The organism is Pseudoduganella flava (assembly GCF_007830495.1).
GTDB classification, from domain to species: domain Bacteria; phylum Pseudomonadota; class Gammaproteobacteria; order Burkholderiales; family Burkholderiaceae_D; genus Rugamonas; species Rugamonas flava.
Genome location: NZ_VLKW01000004.1, coordinates 289,177 through 307,660 on the forward strand (window position 1 = coordinate 289,177; position 18,484 = coordinate 307,660).

Below are 18,484 nucleotides of genomic sequence, written 5' to 3' on the forward strand. Positions count from 1 at the left end.
CGCTCAGCAGGGCAGGCTCAGCGTCACTTCGCTGACGGCCACTTCCGGCTTCACGGTGCGCCCGGTTTTCACGAGGCGCACCAGGCCATACTCCTGCATCGTGTGCAGCGAGCGGGACACGTTCGATTCCTGCTTGCCTGCCAGCCGCGCCAGTTCCTTCATCGATTCCGGCTTCGCTTCGCGGATGCAGCGCAGCAAGGCCATGTTTTCATCGGACAGCACGCTGGCCAGCGCGCTGATCGACGGGAACCAGACATCGGGTTCGCCCGGCATGCGCTGGCGCGCGCCGGCCGCGATCGCCAGCGACCGAGCCCGTTGCTCGGCAACCGTGGCAATTCCGAATTTCATAGGTTTCATGGCGACTCCATCAATTGTTTCAACACCTTGTCGACTTCAGCGTAGAAATCGCTGAGCAGCTGATAGGCGGTATCGAATTCATACAATACCTCCACATCTGTGCCATACGGATGGCGGTGGTCGAACGGGTAGCGCCGGGCCGCATGCTTGAAGCGCGAGCCGGGCGGCTTGACCGCGTGGGCATTGTCGTAGCCGACCAGCCGCCGTCCATCCGGCGCGTGCAGCGTGAGGCAGTAGCGGATCCCGTGCGGGCGATCCGGTGTGACCTCGACGCGGCAGGCATCCATCTTGATCCAGTAGCCCTGGCCGTTCTGGACCTCGACGTTGCCGTCCAGATCCAGCAGATAGTCGAGACCCGTGTCAGGCTCGCCGTGCCGTATAAAAGTAAATAGCTTCATAAAGCATATCATGCTCCGATAAGTTTTCAACGCCTTGATCTTCATCAGCCATACGCTGGCTGGACGTTTGGACAACGCACCCTTGCCAAAACCGCCGCCAGCGAGTACTGTACGTATATACAGTATTCGACCTTCCCGTTACCATGGCTTGCACTGATCCGCTTACAGCGCCGGAAGCTGTGCATCCCTCACTTTGGCTTGCATCGCAACTGGCGCAATCGAACGACCGCTGTGTCGATACCGGCTATCCCGTGCTGTCGGGCCAACTGCCCGGCGGCGGCTGGCCCACCGGGGTGCTGGTGGAATTGTTGCTGCAACAGCCGGGTATCGGCGAGATGCGTCTGCTGCGGCCGGCCTTGGCGGCGCAGCAGGGGCCGATCGTGCTGGTGCAGCCGCCGTATGCGCCGCAGGCGCTGGCGCTCGATGCGCTGGGCATACCGCCCACCCGGCTGATCTGGATTCCCGGCACGGGCAGGAGTGCGGACGCGCTGTGGGCGGCCGAACAGGTATTGCGCAGCGGCTGCTGCGGCGCGTTGCTGCTGTGGCAGCAACACGTGCGGGGCGAGGCATTGCGCCGGCTGCATCTGGCAGCGCAAAGCAGTGAAACGCTGTTCTGCCTGATGCGGCCGCTGGCGGCGGCACGGGATGCCTCGCCGGCATCGTTACGCTTGTCGCTGCGGCCGGCCGCCGGCGGCATCGAGATCGGTTTTGTGAAACGCCGGGGGCCGCAACGCGACGCGCCGCTGTTCCTGCCTCTGGCACCTTCTTTATTGCAACGTCATGCGCCTCTGGATCGGCCTGCACCTGCCCCGGCTCCCGCTCGAAGTGTTCTCCCCGAGCTGGTCGGCTGACGCCGGTACGGCGGTGCTGGAGCAGGAGGTGGTGCTGGCGGCATCGGCCCTGGCGCGCCAGGCCGGCGTGACGCCGGGCATGCGCCGGGGTGGCGCGCTGATGATGGCGCCGCAGGTGCAGTTGCACGAACGCGCGCCCGAGCAGGAGGCACAAGCCCTGCACGCGGTGGCGATGGCCATGCTGCAATTTACGCCGCAGGTGGCCGAGGGCGAGGAAGCAACGCTGCTGCTGGACGTGGGCGCCAGCCTGCGCCTGTTCGGCGGCATCCGCCGGCTGTGCGCGCTGGTGCGGGCGAGCCTTGCCACGCTGGGGTTCACCGGCGTGCTGGCGGTGGCGCCGACGGCGCGCGGTGCGTGGCTGCTGGCGCGCGGCGGTGGCGGCCGTTCTTTAACAATCGAGCGCATGGTGCGCCGGCTGCACGGCTTGCCGGCCACGCTGTTGCCGCCGGCCCGGCCTTACCAGGCGTGGCTGGAGGGGATCGGCTGCCTGTCGGTGGGCGACGTGGCGAACCTGCCCCGGCCCGGCTTGCAACGGCGTTGCGGCCGCGAGCTGCTGGACATGCTGGACGCGGCCCACGGCCAGGCGGCCGAGATGTTTTGCTGGATCGAGGCGCCGGCCACGTTCGGCGCGAAGCTGGAACTGTTCGACCGCGTCGAGAACACGGACCTGCTGCTGGCCGGCGCGCGCCGGCTGCTGCAGCAGTTGACGGGCTGGCTGAACGTGCGCCAGCTGGCCGTCGAGCGTGTCACGCTGCTGCTGGAACACGAGCGGGGCAGGGTGGCGCGGCCGCCGACGGCCGTCGAGATCGTGCTGGCCGAAGCCGTGTGGCACGACGAGCACCTGGTGCGCCTGCTGAAGGAACGGCTGGCGAAGCTGGTGCTGGACGCCCCCGTGATCGGCCTGGTGCTGGAAGCGCCGCAGGTCAAGCCGATGGCGCCGCTGTCCGACTCGCTGTTTCCCGAGCCGGGCGGCAGCCAGGAAGACCGGCAGCGCCTGTTCGAACTGCTGGCGGCGCGGCTGGGCGCGGACAACGTGCTGCAGGCGGCACCGCAGGCCGACTACCGGCCCGAGCATGCGAACGCGTGGCTGCCTGTGCAGGAAAAGCTGCCGCCGGCGCGGGTCGTCGCGCAGCTGCCGCCGGGCGGGCTGCCCCGGCCCGCGTGGCTGCTGCCCAAGCCGATCGCGCTGCTGGTGCGCGACCACCGGCCGTTCTATGGCTCGCCGCTGCGGATGGTGTCGTCCGCCGAGCGCATCGAGGCCGGCTGGTGGAGCGATACGCAGACGCGCGATTATTTCATCGCGCAAGGCGAGGACAATGCCTATTACTGGGTCTACCGCGAGCGCTTGCCCGGTGCGGACGAGGAGACGGAACAGCGCTGGTATCTGCATGGGCTGTTTGGCTGAGGTCGCTGGGCTTGCCATCAACGCTGGTGCTTGCTCTCCACGCTGTGCTTGCACTCCACCTGTGCCTGCCCTCCATCCTATGGGTGAGCTCGCCGGTGCTTGTCATCCACCGCCATCCCGTGCACAGTAGCGTCATCGACAGGAGGATGCATGCAGGCACAAAGACTCGACTTCATGGGCGCGTACGGCACCAAACTGGCGGCGCGCCTCGACGCGCCGGACGAACCGGCGCGCGCGTACGCGCTGTTCGCCCACTGCTTTACTTGCGGTAAGGACGTGTTCGCGGCCAGCCGCATCGCGCAGGCGCTGACGGAACACGGCATCGCCGTGCTGCGTTTCGATTTCACGGGACTGGGGGCGAGCGAGGGCGAATTCGCGAACACGAATTTCTCGTCGAACGTGCAGGACCTGCTGGCTGCGGCCGATTACCTGCGCACGCACCTGCAGGCGCCGCAGCTGCTGATCGGCCATAGCCTGGGCGGTGCCGCCACCCTGGCGGTGGCCGATGCGATCCCGGAGGCGCGCGCCGTCGTGACGATCGGCGCGCCCAGCGACCCGCAGCACGTGACGCACCTGTTCCGCGACCACATGGACACGATCGCCGCCGAGGGCGAAGCCGAGGTGCAGCTGGCGGGCCGGCCGTTCCGCATCCGCAAGCAATTCCTCGACGACGTGGCCGAGCACCGCCTGAAGGAAAAGATCGGCGCGATGAGAAAAGCGCTGCTGGTGATGCACGCACCGGGCGACACCACCGTGGGCATCGAGAACGCGATGCACATCTTCACGGCGGCGAAACATCCGAAGAGCTATGTATCGCTCGATACGGCCGACCACCTGCTGACGAAGCGCGAGGATGCGGTGTATGCGGCGCGGATGATCGCCGCGTGGAGCGAACGCTACCTGCACACCTGAGCTGGCCGGCGGCGGATGCGCCGGCAGGGCCGGGCCATGCTGTTCGCAGCCGTCCTACCGTCTGTGCCGACACATGCCCGTGCTCGATCAAGCCGGCGTGCCGCGCATCCGGCACCGGCGCCGCCCGCTTCGTTCAGCGCGGGCAGGACTCAGGCACCCGCCACCTGCCACGCCATCCCCTTGCGCACGGCCGGGCGGGCACCGACCCGCTCCAGCCATGCCTGCACGTGGGACTTGCTGTCCAGCTCTTCGCCCAGCACGGCCCGCAGCTTTTCATGCGCGGCGACGGTCCACGTGTACGCGGCGATGTCGGCGATCGTGTACTCGCCGCCGGCCAGGTAAGGGGAGGCTGCGAGCTGCTTGTCCAGCACGGCCAGCAGCCGCACCGCTTCCTCCCTGAAGTGCTGCTTGCCCAGCGCGTCGTCCTGCTTCGAGAAGAAGCCCAGTTGCCCCAGCATCGGCCCCAGGCCGCCGATCTGCCAGTGCAGCCATTGCAACGCCTGCCAGCGCGCCGGGCCGGCGCTCGCCAGCAACTTGCCGTGCTTGTCCGCCAGGTAGGTGAGGATGGCGCCGCTTTCGAACAGCGTCAGCGGGCCGCCGTCGGCTGTGTCGTCGACGAGGGCGGGGATCTTGTTGTTCGGTGACAGTTGCAGGAACGCGGGCTGGAATTGCTCGCCCTTCGTGATGTCGACGGGCGCAATGCGGTACGGCTCGCCGAGCTCCTCCATCATGATGACGGGCTTGCGGCCGTTCGGCGTGGTCCAGGTGTGCAGCGTGATCATCGTGTCCTCCTTGGAGGAGGCACTCTAGCGCGGCCGATGGAAAACGGGCGCACGTCCCTGCGAACGTGCGCCCGTTGCGGCCGTGACCCGCAGTCGTGAACGACGCGGTTCTTCGTGCCTTATTGGCGCGGCTGCAGTATGGCCTGCAGGCGGTCCGGCGTGCCTTCGATGCGCTCCAGGCGCGGATACTTCAGGCCGCCGTGATAGTCGAACGATACGGTGCGGTAGTCGTTGCCGTGCTTGACGAGCAGCTCGATCGGCTTGCTGTCCTTCGTTGCCGCCGTGATTGCCGAGCGCAGCAGTTCAGGCTTGTAGGCGCGGCCGTTCACGGCCAGCACCGTCGTGTTGCCGGACAGGCCGGCCTTGAAGCCGAGGCCCTCCCAGACGATGCCCGTGACCTTGCCGTCGCTGCCGATCGAGAAGCCCAGCGAATACTGGAAGTTCGCCGTCTTGCTCTGGTCTTCGACGCCTTTCAGGAACTCCGTCGGCTTGTCCGTGTAGACGAGCTTCCAGCCGGCGCGTGCCAGGCCGTCCAGCGGCGCCGGGCCGATGTCCTCGACGCGCGTCTTCAGGAACGGGGCCCAGTCGAACGCCTGCACGGAGTTCAGCGCCTTGACGACGTCGTCGAACGTGTAGTGCTTGGCATTGACCACGCCGTTGTCGACGCCGAAGAACAGGCGGGCGAAGTCGTCCAGCGAGCGCTTGTCGCCGGACAGCTCGCGGATCTTCGTATCCACGTCCAGCCAGATCAGCGAACCTTCCACATAGTAATCCTCGCTGCGCTGCCAGTTCGGCCAGACCTGCGGCCGGCGCTGGCTGATAATCGGGTCGTTTGTTGTGTCGAGCACCGGGCGCCAGTTGCGGCCCTGCACGTTCGAATAGGTGGCCGCCGAGTTGGCGATCATGTCGCGCACGCTGTCCAGCTTGACGAGGCCGGAGCGCGATGCCAGCACCTGGCCCCAGTACTGCGTCTGACCTTCGTAGACCCACAGCAGGCCGTTTTCCAGCGGCGTGTTGAAGTTCGGTACGTCCTGGCCTTTCGGGCGGCGGAACTTGCCGTTCCACGAGTGCGTGAATTCATGCGGCAACAGCGTGCGCACGGCTTCCGTCTTGTTCCACTCGGTGAAGTAATTGGCCTTCACGCCGTTCTCGCTGGATTGGTGGTGCTCGCGGCCGACGCCGCCGAATTCATCGGACAGCGCGAACAGGAAATCGTAGTGCGCATAGTGCTGCGAGTCGAACAGCTTGTACGCCTGCTTGATCAGCTCGCGGTGCGGCGCGATCTGTTCCGGCTTCGCCTCGAGCGCTTCCGGCGTGTCGGCCACGATGTTCAGGCGTACGGGAACTTTCGCACCCGGATCGAGGTCGATCTGTTTGAAGTAGCGGCCGGCAAACAGCGGCGAGTCGATGAACGTTTCCAGGTCCGTCGTCTTGAAGCGCACCTCGTCGCCCTTGCGCTCCGCCGTTTCCAGCGCCGTGCCGTATTGCCAGCCGGCCGGCAACGTCAGCGTCGTCTGGATCGGGATGCGGCGCGTGTGGTAGCCGGCCGGGTACATCGTCATCGACTGCCACTGGATGCCGAGGATGTCCGGCGTCACCGCGATGCGGCCCTGGTTGCCTTCGGTCGGCGACAGGTGCTGGTATTCCACGTCCACCGCCGTCACGCCTTTCGGCACGTCGATCTGGAATGCGAACACGTTCAGCGGGTCGCGCTTCCATGCCACCGGCTTGCCGCCCGCCGTCACCTTCAGGCCGGCCAGCTGGTGCAGCGCGCCGGTCGGGCCATGCTGGGCGGTGACCCATTGCGGGTACAGCAGCGTCATCTTGCCCGGCCGGGCGGGAATCGACTGGCGGATGCGGAAGATGCTGTGGGCCGTGTCGGAAGCATCGATGCGCATCTGGATCGTGCCGGGATAGGGCTGGTCCAGCGCAGGCGGCAGCGGGTTGGCGCTGGCGGAGTTGACGAACACGGCGGAGGCGAAGGTGGTCGCGAAAAGCGCTGGCAGGATCGCTGCGCGCAGGGTCGAAGGCAGGGTCATCGGCTTTGATATGGTTGAGACAAGCTATCGAGTGTAGCACGTAAGAAACTGCCAATGTTTCGGATTGTAACGACGAGGATTTTTCAAAAAATCCCCCTTGAAACCATTCTGGCCGACCGTATATCGGATGCAGCGGTTGCCCAGCAGGGGACCGTTTCCCAGAAGAGCCGCAAGGCTCGATATCGCTTGACTTTGAAAGGATATCCATCATGCGTACTTTTGACCTGACTCCGCTGTACCGCACCGCCATCGGCTTCGATCGCCTGGCCCAGATGCTGAACAACGCTGAATCGCAGCCCAGCTATCCCCCGTATAACATCGAACTCGTCTCTGAGGACCAGTACCGCATCGTGATGGCACTGGCCGGCTTCGACCGTTCGGAAATCGACATCACCAGCGAACGCGACACGCTGTTCATCGTGGGCCGCAAGAACAAGGATGGCGTCGAACGCACCTACCTGCACCGCGGTATCGCCGCGCGCGACTTCGAGCAGCGCTTCCAGCTCGCGAACCATGTGAAAGTCACCGGTGCATCGTTCACGAACGGCATGCTGACGATCGACCTGGTGCGTGAAGTGCCGGAGGCGTTCAAGCCCCGCAAGATCGAGATCGGCGGCAGCACCGACAGCGCGCCGGCGATCGAGCAAGCGCGCGCCGCGGCCTGATCGCGCTCCGGATGTGACAGCGTGCCCGCCCTCCCGGCGGGCCGCGGCGAGCCTGGCGCCCGCCGCCATCGACAACGTCATCGAGTTTTTTGTACCCGCGGTTGCCCGCCTGGGGACCGCACCGATATCGCTTATTGAAAGGATAGATCATGCGTACTTTTGACCTGACTCCGCTGTACCGTACCGCCATCGGCTTCGACCGCCTGGCCAACCTGCTGAACAGCGCCGACACCCCGACCTACCCGCCGTACAACATCGAGTTGGTGGCGGAGGATAAATACCGCATCGTGATGGCGCTGGCCGGCTTCGACCGCAGCGAGCTCGACATCACGACCGAGCGCGACTCGCTCGTCATCGTCGGCCGCAAGCAGAAGGATGCCGTCGAGCGTACCTTCCTGCACCGCGGCATCGCCGCCCGCGACTTCGAGCAGCGCTTCCAGCTGGCCGACCACGTGAAGGTCACCGGGGCGGCGTTCGACAACGGCATGCTGACGATCGACCTGGTGCGCGAAGTGCCCGATGCACTGCGGCCCCGCAAGATCGCCATCGACGGCGTCACGAACAACGTGACGGCGCTGGAACAGAATCGCGCAGCCGCGTAATGTGCGCGGGCCCCGGCCCGTTGGCGGTACCGTAGCAGCAAGCGACAGGCCGGGGCGACCCGGCCTTTTTGCGTCCAGCCGCCGGGGCCGCGCAGTGTTATTAAGTGGCATCTAAGGTTGAATCTTCATATTGCTACCATCGACACTGATCCAACTGGAGTACAGATATGAGCAAGGACACCGTTCTGGTCTCGATGACGATGAAACGCCTGGTAGTGGCGCTGTGCGCCGTCGGCGTACTCGGCGCCGGCGCCGCCATCGCCGTACAGAACCACACCGCCAGCCAGCAGGCCATGGCCGCCCCCGCGCCGGCCGCGCCGCCCGTCAACGCGGCTGCCGGTGCGCCGGCACCCACGCCGGCGCCGATGATCGCGTTGCCGGACTTCTCCGTGATCGCATCGCGCAATGGCCCGGCGGTCGTCAACATCAGCACGACCGGCAGCGTGAAGGCGGCCTACGACCGCGGCGACGAGCCGTTCGCCGACGATCCGTTCTTTGAATTCTTCCGCCGCTTCCAGGGGCCGCCGCAGCGCGGTGGCCGCGACGTGCCGAGCCACGGCATCGGCTCGGGCTTCATCGTCAGCGCCGATGGCCTGATCCTGACCAACGCCCACGTCGTGCGCGATGCGCGCGAAGTGACGGTCAAACTCACCGACCGCCGCGAATTCCGCGCCAAGGTGCTGGGCTCCGATCCGAAGACGGACGTCGCGGTGATCAAGATCGACGCGAAGAACCTGCCCGTCGTCCCGCTGGGGCGCTCGACCGACGTGAAGGTGGGCGAGTGGGTGCTGGCGATCGGCTCGCCGTTCGGCCTGGAAAACACGGTGACGGCCGGCGTCGTCAGTGCGAAAGGCCGTTCGCTGGACGACGGCAGCGTGCCGTTCATCCAGACCGACGTCGCCGTCAACCCCGGCAATTCGGGCGGCCCGCTGTTCAACACGAAGGGTGAAGTCGTCGGCATCAACTCGCAGATCTACAGCCAGACGGGCGGCTACCAGGGCCTGTCGTTCGCGATCCCGATCGACGTGGCGCAGCGCATCAAGGAGCAGATCGTCGCCACCGGCAAGGTCGTGCACGCGAAGCTGGGCGTGACGGTGCAGGAAGTCGACCAGAGCTTCGCCGACTCGTTCAACCTGGCCTCGCCGGAAGGCGCGCTGGTCGCCAACGTCGAGAAGGGCAGCGCGGCCGACCAGGCCGGCCTGAAGCCGGGCGACGTGATCCGCTCCGTCAACGGGCAGAAGATCGTCGCTTCGGGCGACCTGTCGGCCTACACGGCGCTGGCCAAGCCGGGCGACAAGGTGACGCTGGACGTCTGGCGCGAAGGCAAGGCGCTGACCCTGAACGGCAAGCTCGGTAACGCGACCGAGCGCGCGCTGGCCAGCGCGGACGCGGACGAGCCGGCCGCGAAGCTGCGCCTCGGCCTTGCGCTGCGGCCCCTGGACCCGCTGGAAAAACGCCAGGTGGGCCTGGCCTCCGGCCTCGTCATCGAACGGGCCGGCGGCGCCGCCGCCAGCGCTGGCGTGCAGCCGGGGGACGTGCTGCTGTCCGTGAACGGCCGGCCCGTCAATTCGATCGAGCAGGTGCGCGACGTGGTGTCGAAATCCACCAAGTCCGTGGCGCTGTTGATCCAGCGCGGCGAGGAGCGCATTTTTATTCCCGTCCGATTGGGATAAACTGCGCCGCTTGGAAGAACGGCCCGCCGGCGGCGGGCCGCGCCACGATGAAAGGACAAGAACAATGCGGCTGCTGCTGGTGGAAGATGATGTGATGATCGGCGAAGTAGTGCTCGACCTGCTGAGGGCCGAGCACTATGCCGTCGACTGGGTCAAGGATGGCGCGATGGCCGATACGGCGCTGCAGACGCAGACCTACGACCTGGTGCTGCTCGACCTGGGCCTGCCGCGCAAGGACGGCCTGGAGGTGTTGCGCTCGATGCGGGCCCGCAAGGAGCTGACGCCCGTGCTGGTGGCCACGGCGCGCGACGCCGTCGAGCAGCGCATCGCCGGCCTCGATGCCGGTGCCGACGACTATGTGCTGAAACCGTACGACCTCGATGAGCTGCTGGCGCGCATCCGCGCGCTGTTGCGCCGCTCGGCCGGCCGTGCCGAACCCGTGTTCGAGCACAAGGGCGTGTCGATCAACCCGCAGACGCGGGAGGTGATCGCCGGTGGCCAGCAGGTGAACCTGTCCGCGCGCGAGTGGGCGGTGCTGGAGGCGTTGATCGCCCGGCCCGGCATCGTGCTGTCGCGCGCCCAGCTGGAGGAAAAGCTGTACAGCTGGAAGGATGAGGTGAACAGCAATGCCGTCGAGGTGTACATCCACGGCCTGCGCAAGAAGCTGGGCGCGGAGCTGATCCAGAACGTGCGCGGCCTCGGCTACATGGTGCCGAAGGCATGAGGCGCATGAAGGTCGACACGCACTCGCTGCGCGGCCGCCTGCTGTGGTTCCTGCTGGCGGCGATCACGATGGCCGCGCTGGCCCAGGCGATGATCGCCTACCGCAGCGCCTTGAACGATGCCGACCAGATCTTCGACTACCACATGCAGCAGATGGCGCTGGCGCTGCGTTCCGGCGCACCGCTGGCCAACAGCATCGCCGGCCCCAGCGCCGATCCCGGCAACGACGAGATGGTGGTGCAGGTGTGGACGCCGGACGGCATCCAGGTGTTCCGCTCGATCTCGCGCGCCGAGCTGCCGCAGCGCGCCGTGCTGGGCTTCTCGAACGTGAAGGCGAAGGGCACCACGTACCGGGTGTTCTCCGTCCAGACCAGCAACCAGACCGTGCAGATCGCCCAGGACATGGCCGTGCGCAAGCGCATGGCCGGCGCGCTGGCGCTGCGCACCGTCGGGCCGATCGCGCTGATGGCGCCGATGCTGATGCTGGTCGTCTGGTGGGTCGTCAGCGGCTCGCTGGCGCCGGTGGCGCGGGTGCGTCGCCAGGTCGCGTCGCGCCAGGCGGACGACCTGTCGCCCGTCTCCGAAGCGGACTTGCCGGACGAGGTGAAGCCGCTGGTGCAGGAACTGAACCTGCTGTTCGGCCGCGTGCGCACGGCATTCGACGCGCAGCAGCACTTCGTGGCGGACGCCGCGCACGAGCTGCGTTCGCCGCTGGCGGCACTGAAGCTGCAGGTGCTGAGCCTCGATCGCGCGGAGGACGATGCAAGCCGCAAGGTCGCCATCGGCCGGCTGACGGCGGGCATCGAGCGCGCCACCCGGCTCGTCGAGCAGCTGCTCGTGCTGGCCCGCCAGGAAGCGGCCGAGGCGAAGCTGGAACCCGTCAGCCTGACGGACCTGGCCAAGCGCACGCTGGCCGACATGGTCGGGCCGGCGCAGGCGCGCGCCATCGACCTCGGGCTGCACGACGTGGAAGACGCCACCGTGCAGGGCCAGTCGGATGCGCTCCTGGTCCTGCTGCGCAACCTGATCGACAACGCGATCAAGTACACGCCGTCCGGCGGCACCGTCGACGTTTCCGTGCGCAGCACCGACAGCGGTGCCGTGCTGGTCGTCGAGGACAGCGGCCCGGGCATCTCGCCGGAAGAACGCGAGCGCGTGTTCAGCCGCTTCTACCGGGTGCCGGGCAGTACGGCGACCGGCAGCGGCCTGGGGCTGGCGATCATCAAGGCGATCGCCGAGCGGCATGGCGCCACGCTGGCGCTGGACAAATCCGAGCGCCTCGGGGGGCTCTTGGTGCAGGTGACGTTCCCCGCCACCGCGCCGGCCGCGCCGAAAGTCACCCTGGCCAAGAGCGCCGCCTGACGGCAGAGCCGCGCAGTGGGCTAGAATGTCCGCCATGACATTTTCGCAACCAGGCAGCGCATGAAAAAAATCGGCTTCTCCGGTACGCTCGACCCGATCACCAACGGCCATATGTGGGTGATCGGCGAGGCCCGCTCGATCGCGGACGAGGTGATCGTCTTCCTGTCGCAGAACTCCACCAAGCAGCCCCGTTTCTCGGCCGAGGAACGGCGCGCGATCGTGCTGGAGAGCTGCGCCGAACGGCAATGGGACAATGTGCAGGTCGTCATCGTCAAGAGCGACTACACGGCGCGCGTGGCGCGGAAGCACGGCGTCGAATACCTGATCCGCGGCATTCGCACAACCGCCGACTTCGATTACGAGAACCTGATCCAGCAAACCAATGTGGAAGTGATCGGCGGCGCGAAGACGCTGTTCGTGATGCCGCCGCGCGACCTGGGGTCCGTCAGCTCCAGCTTCGTCAAGGCGCTGGAAGGCCCGGTCGGCTGGAACTGGACGACGAAGAAATTCGTGCCCGGCCCGGCGTACCGCGCCTGGATCATCAGCTGGCTGCACAAGGAGTGGCAGGCGCTGTTCGGCAGCGCGGCCGAGGACTGGTTCAACCGGCTCACCGGGGCTGACGCGTACGGCGGCGCCACACGCCACTACCACAACCTCGACCACCTCGTGCACGGCCTGGCGGAGATCCGCGCGTGGGCCGCGAACACCCAGCCTGCGCAGCGCGATGCGGACCTCGTGCGCGCGGCATTCTGGTTCCACGACGCGCACTACGGCCACGAGGCCGATGCCGCCGTGTCGAACGAAGAAGCCAGTGCGCGCCTGTGGCTGGCCAGCGGCCTGGAACCGGATGCGGGCAGGGCGGACGAAGTGGCCACGCTGATCCGCGCCACCGACCACCTGCAGGGCGGCCACGTCGTGCATGCAATGAAGGAGGTCCTGCTGGGCGTGGACCTGGCGATCCTGGGCCAGGACGAGGAAGTCTACGAGCACTACGCGCGCGGCATCCGCGCCGAGTACGGCCACGTGCCCGACGAGCGCTACAACGCGCAGCGCACCCGCGTGCTGGAGCACCTGCGCGGCAAGGCCTATGGCGGCACGTTGTACGCCGACCCGTGGTTCGCCGAGCAGTACAGCGAACCGGCGATCGTCAACCTGACGCGGGAGCTGGCGGCATTGGGGTGATGGGGGCCAGCGGGCCACGGCGGCATTCCACCCAACGGCAGGTGCCGGGGTCAGACCCCATTCCTGCAACTCTCGCGCTTGCCGCCGCAGGTATGGGGTCTGACCCCAGGGTTTGCCTCGGGGTGGCTTTCAACGCTGACGGCTCGCGATCGCTAAAACCGATTCCAGTTATTGCGCCGGTGCTCGACGGCTTCCTTCATCAGGTGGCCGGCGCGCTGCGGGTCCTCCACCGTCAGCGCCAGTTCCTGCAACGCGGGCGGGTACTCGTGCTCCGCCGCTTCCTCCAGCAGCGTGCGGGCGCGCGCCGGATCGCGCGGCACGCCGTCGCCGTCCCGGTACAGGTACGACAGCAGGAACATCGCATGCGCGTTCCCCAGGTCGCTGGCCCGTTGCAGCCAGTGGGCGGCAGCCATCATGTCGCGCGGCATGCCGTCGCCGTTCTTCGCCATCTGCCCCAGCACCAGCGCCGCCCTGGCATGGCCGCCGTCGGCGGCGCGCCGGTACCACGGCCATGCTGCCGCGGCGCCGGACGGATTGTCGGCCTGCGCGCCGCGATACAGCTCGCCCAGGTGATAGGCCGCCTGGGCGTCGCCGGCCAGGGCGGCGCGGCGCAGCAGTTCCATCGCCTCCGGCCGCAGGGCAGGGCGCTGCCGGTACAGGATGCCCAGCTCGCGCCGCGCCACCGTATTGCCCGCGTCGGCCAGCGCGCGCAGCTGCCGCTCGGCGTCGGCCGAGCCGCGCTGGGCGGCTGTCATCGCCAGCGCTTCGATCTCGGCCGGCGGCAGGTCGGGCGCGCGGGTGCAGCCGGCGCACAGCGCCGTCAACACCGCGGCGGCGAGCAGGTGCCTCATTTCGACAGGTCGATGGCGTACTTGGCGAAGCCGCTCGCATCCAGGCCGCCTTCGGCCGTCACGACGGCGATGCCGTTCACCTGCGCGATCGCCAGGTGGCCCGGCGCGGAGCGCAGGATCACGGGGCCGGCCGTCTTCACCTTCGCGAACGACCAGCTGCGCGCTGCGCCGTTGGCCGCCAGCGTCACCTTGCCGCCGCCGCTCTTGCCGATCTTCTGCAGGTAGTTCGACACGACCGTCTGGTTCGCATCGGGCGACTTGATGATCGTCTTGCTGCCGTCGATGCCCGGCACGTTGCCGCCGCCACCCGCGCGGTAGTCGTTCGTCGCGACGATGAAGTCGTCGCCATCGGCCACCGGCTTGCCCTGGTACGTCAGGTTGACGATGCGGCTGCCGGCCGGCTTCGTCACGTCGATCTGGTACGTCAGCGCATTGTTCTCGGCATAGAACACGTCGTAGTTGTAGATCGTGCCGTAGCTTGGCACCAGGTCCTGTTCCGTCGTCTTGGCCGGGTCGATCTGGCCGAACTGCTTGGCCGACGCTTCCAGCCACGCCTTCAGGTCGGAACCCTTGATCTTCACGGCCTGCAGGTTGTTGTTGCTGTACAGGTAAAGGTCGCCCGGGTTGCGGATCTGCAGGCCCACCGGTGCGGCGGCGCTGGCGCCCGGCGCCACGTCGGTGAAGTCCGATGGCCCGTTGCGGCCCGCCTTGAACGGCGCGCTGCACGAGATCACGGGAATGTTCTTGAAGCCGGCCAGGGTCGTGTCGGTCGTCGTCGCGATGAAGTTCTTCACGTAGTCGATCTGCGCCTGGTTCACCAGCTCGATCGCGGTGACGTCGCCGGCCAGCGAGAAGTACGACGACATCTCGAAGTCCGTCGTCACGCCCAGCGGCTCCTTCGCATACGCGATCGTCGCGGCATGCTCGGTGGCGACCAGCGAGGCGATCGCCGGATCGGCCTTGACGAGCGTCGTGCCGTCCGTGTACTTGAAGCCGCGCGACTCGACGGTGGTCTTGGCCGGCTGCGTCACCCATTTGCCGCCCTGGTACACCATCGTCATCTTGATGATGCCGAGGCGCCGGCCCCAGCTCTGCGCCATCACGGTGGGCACGCCGTTCACGAAGCCGTTGATCGCATCGACGTTGGCGCTGGCGGGAAGTGCGGCCAGCGACGGATCGAGCGCCGCGGCACCCGTCTCTTTCCCCTTCGGGAAGATCAGGTGCGAGTGGCCGACCAGCAGCGCATCGATGCCGGTGCCGGCCAGGTGATAGCTCTGGTTCTCCATCTTCGGGCTGTACGGGCTCGGGTCGATGCCGCCGTGCGACAGCGCGACGACCACGTCCGCGCCCTTGCTGCGCAGCTCCGGCAGGTACTGCTGCGCCGCTTCCTTCGCGCCCGACACGGCCACCTTGCCGGCCAGGTTCTTCTGGTCCCATTCGAGGATCTGGGGCGGCACGAAGCTCATGATGCCGATGTTGAGTTTCACGTTGACCTTGCTGCCGTCCGGCGCGGTGGCGCTGAAGTCGCGCGGCAGCACGGCGTACGGCTGGAAGATCGGCTTGCCGCTGGCCACACCCGTCACGTTCGTCAGCACGAGCGGGAAGCTTGGTGCGCCGCAGGTGCCGGCCGGCTTCGTCACGCCGGGGATGTTCAGGTCCGTGTTCGTCACCTGCGACAGGAACGGCAGGCCGTAGTTGAATTCATGGTTGCCGAAGCCGCCGCCGTCGTACTTCAGCGCGTTCATCGCCTTGTGCACCGCCAGCGTGTCGGTGCAGGGGATCGGCTTCGTCACCGCCTGCAGGTCGGCCAGCAAGGTGCCCTGGATCACGTCGCCGTCGTCGAGCAGCACGTTGTTCGGATTTTCCGCGCGCGCGCCGGCGATCAGCGTGGCGGTGCGCTCCATGCCGAGGCTCGTGTCCTCGGCCAGCGCGTAGTAGTTGTAGCTGAGGACATTCGAGTGCAGGTCCGTCGTCTCCATCAGCGCGAACGTGACGGTGGTGCCTTCGGCGATCTTGCCGGCGGCCGGCGTCTCGGGCGTTACCGCCGCCGGTGGATCGTCATCGCCGCCGCAACCCACGACACCGGCGGCGATCAACGCGGCCAGCAGCACCTTGTTCGTCTTCATCTTGTCCCCATGGCGAAAAAATAAAACGCGACTGTAGCGGCGCGATGTGACGCGTCGATGACAAAAAAAACCGGTGTCGGACACCAGGGTCCGACACCGGTGCCTGACACCGGAGCTTGCCGCGCTTAGAACTTCACGTACAGCCGGGCGAAGTACGAGGCGCCGTTCAGGCCGAACTGCACGCTGTCGTACTTGAAGCCGTTGTCCGTCTCGTCCGCGTTCTGCGAAGTCGGCTTCACGTTGAAGATGTTGTTGCCGCCGACGGTGATCTTGGCGTTCTTGCTGACCGTGTACGTGAACGACAGGTCGGCCGACGTCTTCGCTTCGTAGTACAGGTTCGGCACGCCCGCTGCCGTGCCGCTGAAGGTGCCCAGCGTCTGCGGGCCGAAGTGGATGATCTTGAAGTCGGTCTCGACGGGGCCCGTCACGTAGTCGAAGCCCAACGTGGCCTTGCGGCGCGGGCCGCCCTGTTCGATGAACAGGCGCTCGCGCTCGGACAGCAGCACGTCCTCGTAGCCCTTCAGCGATGCCGGCGCGTGGATGTCTTCCACCGTCGTCTTCGAGAAGTTCGCGGCCAGGAACGTCGTCAGCTTGTTGCCGAACAGCGTGCCGCGGTGCGATGCCGTCAGGTCGAGCCCTTGCGTCTTCGTGTCCACCGAGTTGACGAAGAACTGCGCCTGGCCCACGCCCAGCGTGGCAAGGCGGGCGGCCAGTTCCGGGTAGTTGTCCGCATCGAAGCGGCCGGACAGCACGATGCGGTCCTTGATCTTGATGTGGTACAGGTCGGCCGTGACGGAGATGCTTTCCGTCGGCGTCCACGTCGTGCCCAACGTGAAGCTGGTCGACTTTTCTTCCTTCAGTTTCGGGATGCCGGCCAGCGTGGCGACGGCGCCACCGTTCGGCGCCAGCACGACGTCGGTCGGCACGCCGCCGATGAAGTCCGTGAACGTCGACGAGAAGTAAGCCTGTTGCAGCGACGGCGCGCGGAAGCCCGTGCTGGCCGAGCCGCGCAGCAGCATTTGCGGCGTGACGCGATAGCTGCCGGCCAGCTTGCCCGTGACGGTGGAACCGAAGTCGCTGTATTTTTCCCAGCGCACGGCGGCCTGCAGCTTGGCCGCGTCGGTCACGTCGGCTTCCATGTCGAGGTAGGCCGCCGTGCTGTGGCGGCGCGCGTTCGTCACGTCGCCCGGCTGGAAGCCCGGGAAGCCCTGGCTGCCCGCGTTGCCGCCCGTGCCCACGCCGTCCGCGTCGATGTACGAACCCGGCTCGCCGGCAAAGATCTTGTACTTCTCGACGCGGTATTCGCCGCCGAACGCCACGTTCAGGCCATTGCCCATCACGCCCTGGAAGTAGCGCGCGAGGTCGACGTTGGTGGTCCACTGCTCGAACGAGAAACCGCCCGCGTCGAAGTGGTCGGGGCTGATGCCGCGGCCACCCGCCACCAGGTCGGCATTGGCGATCGACGCGTTCAGCGTGTGGCTGATGTCGTAGCGCAGGCGGTTGTAGCCGTAGGTCTGCGAGATGTCCGCATTCCACTCGCCCAGCTGGGCGCGGTGGCCGAGGATTGCGTAGCGGTCGTCCAGGTCGCCGTTGATGAACGGGACGAAGCCTTCCGGATACATTGCCGCCGAGTTGCGGCTGGGGATGTCGTCCGTGCCCACGCCGCCACGGCCGAAGGCGGCCGACGATGCGTCGCGCGTCTGCACGCCGCCCGTGAAGTAGAACTTGCCGGAGGTGCTCACACCGGTCGGGATCTCGCCGTTCACGTACAGCGTCTTGTTCTTCGTCTTCGAGTCGCCGATGATGCGCGGGTTGTCCGGCTCGGAGCGGTCGGAGCGGCCGCGGTCCAGGTATTCGCCCGTGATGCCGACGACGCCGCCCGCCAGCGCGAAGCCGCAATAGGCCGATGCCAGGTAGTTTTTGCCGTCGCCCGCCGAGTACTGGCCGTAGCCGGCCGTCGCTTCGCAGCCGAGGTTTTTCTTCAGGCCGATGTCCATCACGCCGGCGATCGCGTCCGAGCCGTATTGGGCGGCCGCGCCGTCGCGCAGCACCTGCACGTCCTTGATCGCCATCAGCGGGATCGCGTTCAGGTCCGTGCCCGTGTTGCCGCGGTTGCGCGCACCGAATAGGTTGACGAGCGACGACGTGTGGCGGCGCTTGCCGTTCACGAGCACCAGCGTCTGGTCCGAACCGAGGCCGCGCAGCGCGGCCGAGTCGACCAGGTCGGCGCCGTCGGCACCTGTCTGGCGCGTCGAGTTGAACGACGGCGAGATATTGGTCAGCGTCTGCGACAGGTCGAACTGGCCGCCTTTTTCAGCCGTCTGCGTCAGCGGGATCACGTCCACCGGCACCACGGTGTCCGTGGCCGAGCTGGTGACGCGGCGCGAGCCGACGATGCTCACCGACTGCATCTGCTGCGGCGTGGTCACCTGGGTGGGCTGGTCCAGGGTCTGCGCCAGCGCCGGGCCGAAGGCAAGGGCGGAAGAACCGTACAGGGCGGACAGGACGGCAAGGCGTAGTGTGGACAAGGGCGTTCTCCGATGAGTAAATCGGCAA

General features: G+C 67.1%; 16 protein-coding genes. 9 read left to right on the forward strand and 7 right to left on the reverse strand.

Annotation, left to right across the window (positions count from 1 at the left end):
* Positions 1-3 precede the first annotated feature (3 nt).
* Both IP92_RS12940 and IP92_RS12945 read right to left on the reverse strand, forming a co-directional pair.
* The gene (locus IP92_RS12940) at positions 4-357 is read right to left on the reverse strand and encodes an HVO_A0114 family putative DNA-binding protein (RefSeq protein WP_145875415.1); all 354 of its coding nucleotides are present in this window, start codon (positions 355-357) and stop codon (positions 4-6) included.
* Entirely contained in the window at positions 354-755 is a 402-nt protein-coding gene (locus tag IP92_RS12945; RefSeq protein WP_145875915.1) for a toxin-antitoxin system TumE family protein, read from the reverse strand. The genes IP92_RS12940 and IP92_RS12945 overlap by 4 nt, the downstream gene beginning before the upstream one ends.
* 143 nt (positions 756-898) lie before the next feature.
* Between IP92_RS12945 and imuA the strand changes: the two genes are divergently transcribed.
* From imuA to IP92_RS12960, 3 genes are all read left to right on the forward strand, one after another.
* Positions 899-1,606, forward strand: a complete 708-nt coding sequence (gene imuA, locus IP92_RS12950; protein WP_145875417.1) for a translesion DNA synthesis-associated protein ImuA — start codon at positions 899-901, stop codon at positions 1,604-1,606.
* Entirely contained in the window at positions 1,536-3,011 is a 1,476-nt protein-coding gene (locus tag IP92_RS12955) for a Y-family DNA polymerase (RefSeq protein ID WP_145875420.1), read from the forward strand. The genes imuA and IP92_RS12955 overlap by 71 nt, the downstream gene beginning before the upstream one ends.
* A gap of 150 nt (positions 3,012-3,161) precedes the next feature.
* Positions 3,162-3,923 (forward strand): alpha/beta hydrolase family protein, encoded by a 762-nt coding sequence (locus tag IP92_RS12960; protein ID WP_145875422.1) that lies wholly within the window; start codon positions 3,162-3,164, stop codon positions 3,921-3,923.
* 149 nt (positions 3,924-4,072) lie between these two features.
* Here the strand turns inward: IP92_RS12960 and IP92_RS12965 are convergent, their stop codons facing one another.
* Together IP92_RS12965 and IP92_RS12970 are read right to left on the reverse strand one after the other, a co-directional pair.
* A complete protein-coding gene (locus IP92_RS12965; RefSeq protein ID WP_145875424.1) occupies positions 4,073-4,705 on the reverse strand; it encodes a glutathione S-transferase family protein in 633 nt (210 codons plus the stop codon).
* 119 nt (positions 4,706-4,824) lie between these two features.
* Entirely contained in the window at positions 4,825-6,744 is a 1,920-nt protein-coding gene (locus tag IP92_RS12970; protein ID WP_145875426.1) for a M61 family metallopeptidase, read from the reverse strand.
* A gap of 209 nt (positions 6,745-6,953) precedes the next feature.
* Here IP92_RS12970 and IP92_RS12975 point away from each other — a divergent pair, with 209 nt between their 5' ends.
* The 6 genes from IP92_RS12975 (at position 6,954) to coaD (ending at position 12,951) form a co-directional block, all read left to right on the forward strand.
* Positions 6,954-7,409 (forward strand): Hsp20 family protein, encoded by a 456-nt coding sequence (locus tag IP92_RS12975; protein ID WP_145875429.1) that lies wholly within the window; start codon positions 6,954-6,956, stop codon positions 7,407-7,409.
* A gap of 149 nt (positions 7,410-7,558) precedes the next feature.
* The gene (locus IP92_RS12980; RefSeq protein WP_145875432.1) at positions 7,559-8,011 is read left to right on the forward strand and encodes an Hsp20 family protein; all 453 of its coding nucleotides are present in this window, start codon (positions 7,559-7,561) and stop codon (positions 8,009-8,011) included.
* Positions 8,012-8,178: 167 nt separating this feature from the next.
* Complete coding sequence (locus tag IP92_RS12985) at positions 8,179-9,684, forward strand: DegQ family serine endoprotease (protein WP_145875434.1); 1,506 nt, start codon at positions 8,179-8,181, stop codon at positions 9,682-9,684.
* Between the two features lie 64 nt (positions 9,685-9,748).
* Entirely contained in the window at positions 9,749-10,408 is a 660-nt protein-coding gene (locus tag IP92_RS12990; RefSeq protein WP_145875436.1) for a response regulator, read from the forward strand.
* A 5-nt stretch (positions 10,409-10,413) separates the two neighbouring features.
* Complete coding sequence (locus IP92_RS12995) at positions 10,414-11,769, forward strand: ATP-binding protein (RefSeq protein WP_145875918.1); 1,356 nt, start codon at positions 10,414-10,416, stop codon at positions 11,767-11,769.
* A gap of 60 nt (positions 11,770-11,829) precedes the next feature.
* Positions 11,830-12,951, forward strand: a complete 1,122-nt coding sequence (gene coaD, locus IP92_RS13000; RefSeq protein WP_145875438.1) for a pantetheine-phosphate adenylyltransferase — start codon at positions 11,830-11,832, stop codon at positions 12,949-12,951.
* A gap of 152 nt (positions 12,952-13,103) precedes the next feature.
* Here coaD and IP92_RS13005 read toward each other — a convergent pair whose 3' ends face one another.
* From IP92_RS13005 to IP92_RS13015, 3 genes are all read right to left on the reverse strand, one after another.
* The gene (locus IP92_RS13005; RefSeq protein WP_145875441.1) at positions 13,104-13,802 is read right to left on the reverse strand and encodes a tetratricopeptide repeat protein; all 699 of its coding nucleotides are present in this window, start codon (positions 13,800-13,802) and stop codon (positions 13,104-13,106) included.
* Complete coding sequence (locus tag IP92_RS13010; protein WP_145875443.1) at positions 13,799-15,928, reverse strand: bifunctional 2',3'-cyclic-nucleotide 2'-phosphodiesterase/3'-nucleotidase; 2,130 nt, start codon at positions 15,926-15,928, stop codon at positions 13,799-13,801. The genes IP92_RS13005 and IP92_RS13010 overlap by 4 nt, the downstream gene beginning before the upstream one ends.
* A gap of 125 nt (positions 15,929-16,053) precedes the next feature.
* Positions 16,054-18,456, reverse strand: coding sequence for a TonB-dependent receptor plug domain-containing protein (locus IP92_RS13015; RefSeq protein WP_145875445.1), 2,403 nt, complete (start codon positions 18,454-18,456; stop codon positions 16,054-16,056).
* Positions 18,457-18,484: the final 28 nt, after the last annotated feature.

Coding starts and splice junctions, on each gene's coding strand:
- IP92_RS12940 (WP_145875415.1), bottom strand. CDS start 357: ATGAAACCTATGAAATTCGGAATTGCCACGGTTGCCGAGCAACGGGCT.
- IP92_RS12970 (WP_145875426.1), bottom strand. CDS start 6,744: ATGACCCTGCCTTCGACCCTGCGCGCAGCGATCCTGCCAGCGCTTTTC.
- IP92_RS12980 (WP_145875432.1), top strand. CDS start 7,559: ATGCGTACTTTTGACCTGACTCCGCTGTACCGTACCGCCATCGGCTTC.
- IP92_RS12945 (WP_145875915.1), bottom strand. CDS start 755: ATGAAGCTATTTACTTTTATACGGCACGGCGAGCCTGACACGGGTCTC.
- IP92_RS12995 (WP_145875918.1), top strand. CDS start 10,414: ATGAAGGTCGACACGCACTCGCTGCGCGGCCGCCTGCTGTGGTTCCTG.
- IP92_RS12990 (WP_145875436.1), top strand. CDS start 9,749: ATGCGGCTGCTGCTGGTGGAAGATGATGTGATGATCGGCGAAGTAGTG.
- IP92_RS12960 (WP_145875422.1), top strand. CDS start 3,162: ATGCAGGCACAAAGACTCGACTTCATGGGCGCGTACGGCACCAAACTG.
- imuA (WP_145875417.1), top strand. CDS start 899: ATGGCTTGCACTGATCCGCTTACAGCGCCGGAAGCTGTGCATCCCTCA.
- IP92_RS13010 (WP_145875443.1), bottom strand. CDS start 15,928: ATGAAGACGAACAAGGTGCTGCTGGCCGCGTTGATCGCCGCCGGTGTC.
- IP92_RS13005 (WP_145875441.1), bottom strand. CDS start 13,802: ATGAGGCACCTGCTCGCCGCCGCGGTGTTGACGGCGCTGTGCGCCGGC.
- IP92_RS12975 (WP_145875429.1), top strand. CDS start 6,954: ATGCGTACTTTTGACCTGACTCCGCTGTACCGCACCGCCATCGGCTTC.
- IP92_RS12985 (WP_145875434.1), top strand. CDS start 8,179: ATGAGCAAGGACACCGTTCTGGTCTCGATGACGATGAAACGCCTGGTA.
- IP92_RS12965 (WP_145875424.1), bottom strand. CDS start 4,705: ATGATCACGCTGCACACCTGGACCACGCCGAACGGCCGCAAGCCCGTC.
- coaD (WP_145875438.1), top strand. CDS start 11,830: ATGAAAAAAATCGGCTTCTCCGGTACGCTCGACCCGATCACCAACGGC.
- IP92_RS12955 (WP_145875420.1), top strand. CDS start 1,536: ATGCGCCTCTGGATCGGCCTGCACCTGCCCCGGCTCCCGCTCGAAGTG.